This is a genomic window from Microcystis sp. M53603_WE2 (assembly GCF_030065435.1).
The window spans coordinates 1-7,929 of sequence record NZ_JASJFF010001271.1 but is presented as its reverse complement, the minus strand read 5'-3'; the positions used below and the strand labels follow the sequence as shown (position 1 = coordinate 7,929).

The window sequence follows — 7,929 nt, the reverse complement described above, 5'->3', positions numbered from 1 at the left end:
AGACTGACTTGGTTTGACCACTGCTTTCATTTCTAAGATAATCATTGTTTATCGACCTCAAACAACTTATTTTAAGTTAACCTATACAGCAGAGATTGTCAAGATTTTAGTCGTGCTTCGCTCTTTTATATTGGTCGGGGTTTCATCCCGTCGCGCTGAGCGCTTCCGGTCTTCACCCCGACATTTGAGATAAAAATTAACATGAATCGCTCACTCTTCCTGATTTTTCTGGTCATTAGACCTGTCAGACTAAATCAGCAAGATAGCTCACCATCACCACTACTCCCCGCTCCCCGCTCTCCTATAGCTTTTACACAGGATTTAGTAAGAATAATACCTGCTGCCTGAAGCGGCAAAAATACGGGTTTCAACCTAGACGCAGTTTAGTGATAATTCTTTGACAATAGAGTTGAATTCCTTCTAACTTAGCTAGGGAGAATTTGGGTTTAATGGGAAGGATCAGTAAAGACATAAAACTCATCCGCAGCAAGCGATAAACAAGGATAGTTAAAGTCGTATGTTTTTCGAGACTGAGAAGATAACTATAGATATTATGAGTTAGTCTTAGATAACCATAGCGACGGGTGATAGAAGATGGTTCATGAATGATTTTAATCTGATTGGTAACAACGACTAAATAGCCTTGGTTTGCGTATCTTCGGGAAAAATCAAAGTCTTCGTAGTAGAGAAAGTAATCGGGATCAAAATGGGGACAAGTGGAAAAATTCGAGAAATTAATTAATAAACTGCATCCCGTCACCCAGTCAGGAATAAGATAGGGTTTATCTCCATAGTCTAAGGATTCCTCCACCACGTTAATTGTGCCGATTTTGGCATTAAATTTTCCCCAACCAAACCAGATTTTACCATCCGGTTCGTAAATTTCTGTACCAGCGATGGCAACTTCGGGATATTGCTGAAAAAATTTGCTTGCTTTCTCCAGAGAGTCCGGTAATAAGTAAGCATCGGGATTAACTAACCAAACGATAGCTTCTCTGTCTTGTTGATAAATCCAATCAAGTCCTAGATTACATCCTTTCCCAAATCCTAAATTTTCCCCCGCTTCAATAATCTTGACTCTTTGCGCTGCTAAAGATTGGATATTTTTATCTTCAGTGGAATTGTTAACAATGATGAGAGTAGCAGATAAGTCATCGTTGAGGGAAGCGATTAAACGCTTAATTAATTCCCCGCAATTGTAGTTAACCGTCAATAGATAAATCATTACAGATAAAAGGTAGAGAATTACTTTTTCTGAAGACGACAGAGATTAAATTTTTCGATTTTGGTGGGAAAGGGTTGACAACTTTGGAAATCAATAACGAGATTTTCCTTCGCTAAATCCTCCACTATATCAGGGGATTTTTTATTAAAGTCCGTCTGGAGAATGTAGAGAGATTCTGGGGGAGTATTAGCAATAAATGTCTCGGCATTTTTTCGCATTAAAGTTCCCTCACTGACTCCAGTATTGCCTTTGAGTCTCACAAAACGAGTCGAAGCGGGAAAATAAGGGACGATAAAAGATGTTCCTTCATCTCCCCAGATAACAATCGTGGAATTTTCGTAGGGTTTTAATGCTTGACTATCGATACCAAAATAATTATCTGACCATCCCATTCTCCACCAATCCATCGGTTTAACCGTAGTGACAATTAAGGAAAATATTACCAAATTTATGATTAATAATGGTTTCTTGCGAGGATAAAGATAGGCAATAATCAAAATAATTAAAGTGGGAGTGATTAATTCTAATGGCATCAGATAACGATAGATAGAAAATCCCACTAACCAAATAGAGTAAGCGGTCAGAGAAAAAGGCAGTAAAAACCCTAAAACTGCACCGTGGGTTAAGTCAGGTTCAGAAGATAGATTGCGCTTAGAAATAGCACGAAAAATAATCACTACTATTAGTAAAATTATCAATAAATAGGTTATAGCTAATCGGCTATCTTGGAAAGGAACCTCAGAGACAAGAGTTTGTCTCTGGATAAAATAAACAGGATAAAACAACCATTGCCAGATATCTTTAGGCAAATATTGTATCCCTTTAAAATTGTAGTCGGTTTCGATATAAGGAGATTGAAAGATTTTATTATAGAAGGGAAAAAGAGGATTAGCAAACTTTGTCCACATTAGGATAATCCAATAACCAGCAGTGAGACTAAAACCCACGGCCATTGAGAGAATTGATAGAATTAAATTGCGTAACTTTTCTGACCAAGAATTAGGTAAAAAATTAATAGCTACCAAAAAGCTAATACTATATAAAGCATTGGTTAATTTAAACCCCGTTGCTAATCCTAATAAGAATCCAGCTAAAAGAATATTTTTAGAGGGAATTGGCAGATTTTTCCCTAAACTAATAACTATAAAAAATAATCCTCCCAGAACGAAAACACTGGTGGTATTATCACCAATACTGGTTCCTAACTCCGAGATATAGGCTGCTCCAAAAATACTGGTAATCGCTGCCGCTATGCTTAGAGTTATCTTGTATCTTTCGGAAACTTTATCGAGGGAATGATAGGTAATTAGGTGAACTAACCATTGATTTAACCCGTGAAATCCTCCCATGAAAAAACCCACGACAATCGGAGGCAGTTTCAGATAATAAACAGCGACGAAAAAGGGAACATCAATCAGGGGATTAAAAAAAGTTTGTATCTGTGCGGGTAGGACATCATACTTAAACCTTCCTGTCAATAACATATAGGGATTATAGAAATGATAATTGCGTAAATCCCAACTAACATCTTGACCTAAAATAACCGAGATAATCCCCAAAGCAATAAAGTAGGTAATTGCCCAAAATAAGGGATGAGAAAGTGGAAAACGTTTGAGGTTTGTCATAATTGAAAATTCAAGATTTATTTGTTTAGTTTTACTCGCTTAACTTGGCAATTTATAGTTAAGGATAAGATTAAGATTACCTAGTAACAATCCCAAAAAGACGATCAGCATGATTATCTTGACAAAATTAGTTAAAATTTTCGATTTTTTCTCAGTTAAATCATTAAAGAAAAATCCCCCTAAAATAATTGCCGTTCCGATAATAAAGTAATATCTACCGTAAGGGGAACTCAAAACCCAATCCTTAATATTTAAATTCACCGACCAAACGACAAGAAAAATAAAGATAGTGGCAGCACTGATAAAATCAGAGTTTTTACGAAAATCGTCTAAGAATATACCAAGCACTAGAAAGAGAAATCCATAGTAAGGAATTACATACCAAGCATAGTAATGGCTTTGAGCGCCAGAAAAAATAAGAAGAATTGTATAGATTAATATAGGAAAAATAACTAATCGTATTTTAGATATTTTCAAAGGAAATCTGGCAACTAACAGCAAAGTGATCCAACTAAAAATTAACCAACCATCCTCAAAAAAAACTGTAGGTAAAACTAGATTTTTTAACATAGCAAAATCCGTAAAGCGATTTTTATGTTCTTGGAGAGTAGTTAAAAACCAACTAAAATCATAAAACCAACCGTAAAGGTAATACAAACCAAAGGATAAAACTGCCGTCAGAGAAGCGATTAAGCTATCTCGCCAATTTTTTTGTAATAATAGTAAAGCGACTAGAGAACCTAGAATATATAATCCTGTCACCTTAACTAAAGGTGCTAAACCACCTAGAACTATAGCCAAGTATAGATACTTTTTTTGAGACTTTTCACCGTACTGAAGGAATAAAATTGCTACCGCTAAACTTAGACATAATAATAAATTTTCACTAACTGCTAAACGAGATAAAAAAACCGTATTGGGGTTAGTGGAAAAAATTAAAGAAGTTATAATCGCCACACCGGTATTAGTCAAACGTAAAGCTAATAAATAAAGCAAGAAAATAGAGAGAGTGCCAAAAACTAAAGAAGGAATTCTAATTACTGTTAAACTACAGTCAAAAAATTCCTTTGCTCCCGATAAAATAGCCGTCATACCCACAATTAATCCAAACAAGGGAGGATGATCAAACCAAGGGGTAACAAAACGATAACGAACAGCAGTTTTTTCCCAAACTGTCACCAAAAAATCATCCGTGGGACTGAGGAAAGACCAACTGGTAGGAACTCCATCTTGAATCAAACTCATGCCACTCCAAGCAAAGGCAAATTCATCTTGAGTCCAGTTATAGGGAGGCAAGGAATCGTACTGATAATATCTTAAGATAAAACCTAATCCAGTAATTAATACACCCAGAAATAGACGGTAATCAAACTTTTCAAAATTCTTAAATGGAAAATCTCGTTGCAGCATTATTCTGAAATTGGCTCGCTATTTATCTTTTGGGGTGAACCCGCGCTATTGTATCATGGTTTGACGGTTAAATTTTTTGACAAACCCAGAGCGATTAAATACCCGATTATCGAGGTTAAGTCATCTCGATAATTTCTCCTTCGTAAATTCTCAGGGATATCAAAGGGCAAACTCATCTTTATAGCCAACTCTAGGCAAGGGACTCATTTCTGGCAGAAAAGTTCCCCACTTTCTCCCCACTAAACTATAACTTAAGAGATTGACATTACCATCAGCAATATGCTAAAAAACATTAGCTTGATAGCCCAGTAACAATAATTACCCCGTTAAAAATCCCTATATTTTCCCCTAAAGCAAACATCTTGTCCTTAGTTGCCAACATGATTCGTCAGTTAAATTATTCTAGAGTTTGGTTGTTATTAATCCTTATTTTTGCGCTTTTCCTGCGTCTAAATGCCGCTTTCTCTTATCCTAATATTCTCTGGCCGGATGAAATTTTTCAGACCTTAGAACAGGGTCATCGACTAGCTTTTGGCAATGGGATGATACCTTGGGATTTTCGGGACGGGATTCGTTCTTGGTTATTTCCGGGGATTCTTGGCGGGATTATGAAGCTAACTGCTGGTTTTTCGGAAGGAGCCAGTGGCTATCTGGCCAGCATCAAGATTTTCCTCAGTTTACTATCTTTAATTCCCGTTTGGATCGGATTCTCGATCGCCTACGAAAGCATCGGTTTGGCCGGCGCTATCCTCACTGGCGGTATTTGTGCGATTTGGTTTGAATTTATCTATTTTGCCCCGAAAGCCTTCACCGAAGTTATGGCCGCTTATTCCCTGCTAGTCGGCGTTTATTTAGGATGTTACGGCAAAAATCCCCCCTCTCGTCAGCGACTGTATTGGACAGGGTTTTTCTATGGATTGACCACCTATCTTCGATTTCATTTACTGCCTGCCATCGCCATCGCCCTCATTTATCAAGTTAGACAAAAAAATTTTCCACAATTACTGCCCCTTGCCCTCGGTTTTATCGGTCCGGTTTTGCTGGGGGGTGCTTTAGACGCTTTCACTTGGTCCACCCCCTTCCAATCGATTTGGAAACTGATCTGGATTAATATTTTTGAAGGAAAATTTAATAGTTTTGGCGTATCCCCCTGGCAGCAATATTTTACTTGGTTAGCCCTCAATTGGTCTTGGTGGCTGTTTCCGATCCTCGTCTTCTGTGCAATCGCTGCTCGTCGTCACTGGATTCTCGCCCTTCTGGCCCTAGTTATTATCCTCTCTCACAGCTTTTTAGGTCACAAAGAATATCGCTATATGTTCCCTGCCCTACCACTAATTATTATTCTCGCTGGTTTGGGAACCGCCACTCTCGTCTCGCGTTTATCGTTAATGCGAGGTTCCCTCGCCGGCAAAACTATCGTTATTTTTAGTAGTTTACTTCTTTGGGCTTTTCTCTCTTGGTTGTTGGCGGGGCGTTTTAATACGGACCAGACTTTTAATTTCGGACCGCCTTGGCAAAAACCGGGCTATACTCACTGGCAAACCCACGGCGGACAATTACAAGCCTATGAGTATTTAAGTAGCGAGAAAAAACTGTGCGGTTTAGGAGTAAAAGGATTGGCGTGGCAGTACACGGGGGGATACGCCTACTTACACCAAGATGTACCGATTTATTTCCTTAAAGATAACCAAAATTTCGAGGAACTACAACCTTATTTTAATTATCTATTATTTAACCAAGACACTGCCGCGGTCGGAGATTATCAACGGGAGAAATGCTTTAACGGAACTTGCGTTTACAGGCGCTCGAACTCTTGTCAAGTTAACCCGAATTATCATATCAATCAGTATCTCAAAGAAGCTGGCGAGTAGGATAATATATCTCTGGCAAACTTGCTAAATTTGTCAAAAATAAGTCTAAAAAGCAGAGAAAAAATTTTAATTATGTAAGCGGGATAACTTCGATCATGAAAAAAGTTAAAATCTTGCCAATTTACCTAAGTTTTCTAATTTTAATCTATATAATTTCTGTCATGACGGTCAACCTCTCCTCTTTCCCCGGATTGCCCGGAGATGAGGCTTGGTTTGGACTGAATGCCAGGAAAATCCTCCACCACTGTTTTGATTGAATACTGTCCCCATTGTCGAGATTTTCCCAAATATTGGAAAATTATCGCAACTAATCATTACTCCCCGGTAGAATTGGAGGAGTCAGGAGTCAGTCCCGATGAAAAAATTTTCACCCCCACAGATGAAAGAGGTTTCCTTCCCTACACCCCACACCCCACACCCCACACCCCACACCCTACACCCTCTTTCAAGTCAGGAGGTCAATTTTTCTCTAAGGAAGTTACCCCGAATCTATAATCCTTAAAAATAAATCATCTGCAAAAATTCTCAGCTTAATTTTGATAAAAGCCAATAATAATCTGACTTTAAAACTCAAAATTTTTGGTAAATATATTGACAAATGATCCCGATCAATGGTATTATAAGAGTGGTTTTGGTAAAAATATCGAACAGCCAGAAACCCCCTAGACTAACTCAGTAAAATTAATTCCTCCCTATTGATAGATGAAAATCAAGAAATATCTTAAGTTCTGGAAATATCCTCGCTTAGTTGATGAACGAGAGACTTTAATTGAAGAACGAGATTCTCTCAAAGATCATCTGAAGAGTTTGAATCAAGAAAAACAAGAAATGATTCGGGAAAAAAATGCTCTTTATGAAAGATTAGGTCAGTTATCCTTAACCATTCCCGAACTGCAAGAAATTAGTCCGAAACTTCTCGATATTAGCGTCATTAAAAATAAGTCCCGCCAGTTTCGAGTCCAATTAGATGCCGAAAAAGAAAAACTCGCTCCCGACAATTTTGGCTGGTATCCTTACAACACTTTAACCTGCTTCGATATTCTCGAATTACTATTAACGGGTAAAAACCGTTTTCTACTAGAATTAATCTCGGAAAAACCGATTGTTGATATTGGTTGTGCCGATGGCGATCTGGCGTTTTTTCTGGAATCTTTGGGCTGTAAAGTGCAGGTAGTGGACTACGCTCCTACCAACTTTAATCTTATGCAAGGGGTTAAACTGCTCAAAACTGCTCTTTCTTCCTCTGTGGAGATTCATGATGTTAACTTAGATTCCCAGTTTCTCCTTCCAGAAAAAAGCTATAGTTTAGTCATCTTCTTAGGAATTTTATACCATCTCAAAAATCCCTACTATGCCCTCGAAACCTTAGCAAAATCTGCCAATTATTGCCTGATTAGCACCCGCGTCACTAAGTTTAATACGGTGAGTAATGCCGCTAATCGAGTCGATCTTTCCGCGATTCCTCTAGCCTATTTACTCGATGAACTAGAAGCAAATAATGATTCCACCAACTATTGGATCTTTTCTAATGCCGGGTTACGCCGAATTTTACAGCGAACCGGCTGGGAAATTTGCGATTATATAACAGTAGGTAATACCGAAAACTCCGATCCCGCCAGTCGTGACGGCGATGAAAGAGCCTATTGTTTAGTAAAAAGTCGTTTCTATCAAGATTAAGTAGGACTTGCTGAATAATGGTAAAACCCTTTGAAAATAAGGCTTTTGACCTGTTAAAATCTGATGTTAGTGCAAGAAAATAGGATTGGGACATTCAAAAACCTTGCATTATTCTCTTCGT

At 38.0% G+C, this 7,929-nt stretch carries 6 protein-coding genes; 3 read left to right on the top strand and 3 right to left on the bottom strand.

Features of this window, described 5'->3' with window-relative positions; translation table 11 throughout:
- Positions 1 to 367: 367 nt before the first annotated feature.
- From PX481_RS26635 to PX481_RS26625, 3 genes are read right to left on the bottom strand one after another with little or no spacing between them, the layout of a single operon-like run.
- Positions 368 to 1,225, bottom strand: a complete 858-nt coding sequence (locus tag PX481_RS26635; protein ID WP_004159358.1) for a glycosyltransferase — start codon at positions 1,223 to 1,225, stop codon at positions 368 to 370.
- 20 nt (positions 1,226 to 1,245) lie between these two features.
- Positions 1,246 to 2,850 carry a glycosyltransferase 87 family protein gene (locus PX481_RS26630; RefSeq protein ID WP_004159357.1) on the bottom strand — a complete coding sequence of 535 codons (1,605 nt, stop codon included), beginning with the start codon at positions 2,848 to 2,850 and terminating at the stop codon, positions 1,246 to 1,248.
- A gap of 39 nt (positions 2,851 to 2,889) precedes the next feature.
- Entirely contained in the window at positions 2,890 to 4,260 is a 1,371-nt protein-coding gene (locus PX481_RS26625; RefSeq protein ID WP_004159356.1) for an ArnT family glycosyltransferase, read from the bottom strand.
- Positions 4,261 to 4,640: 380 nt separating this feature from the next.
- Between PX481_RS26625 and PX481_RS26620 the strand changes: the two genes are divergently transcribed.
- The 3 genes from PX481_RS26620 to PX481_RS26610 all read left to right on the top strand — a co-directional run bounded on the left by PX481_RS26620 (position 4,641) and on the right by PX481_RS26610 (position 7,808).
- Positions 4,641 to 6,131 (top strand): glycosyltransferase family protein, encoded by a 1,491-nt coding sequence (locus tag PX481_RS26620; RefSeq protein ID WP_353852235.1) that lies wholly within the window; start codon positions 4,641 to 4,643, stop codon positions 6,129 to 6,131.
- A gap of 222 nt (positions 6,132 to 6,353) precedes the next feature.
- On the top strand, positions 6,354 to 6,626 hold the full coding sequence (locus PX481_RS26615; RefSeq protein ID WP_004159354.1) for a hypothetical protein: 273 nt from the start codon (positions 6,354 to 6,356) through the stop codon (positions 6,624 to 6,626).
- Positions 6,627 to 6,833: 207 nt separating this feature from the next.
- Positions 6,834 to 7,808 (top strand): methyltransferase domain-containing protein, encoded by a 975-nt coding sequence (locus PX481_RS26610; protein WP_004159353.1) that lies wholly within the window; start codon positions 6,834 to 6,836, stop codon positions 7,806 to 7,808.
- Positions 7,809 to 7,929: the final 121 nt, after the last annotated feature.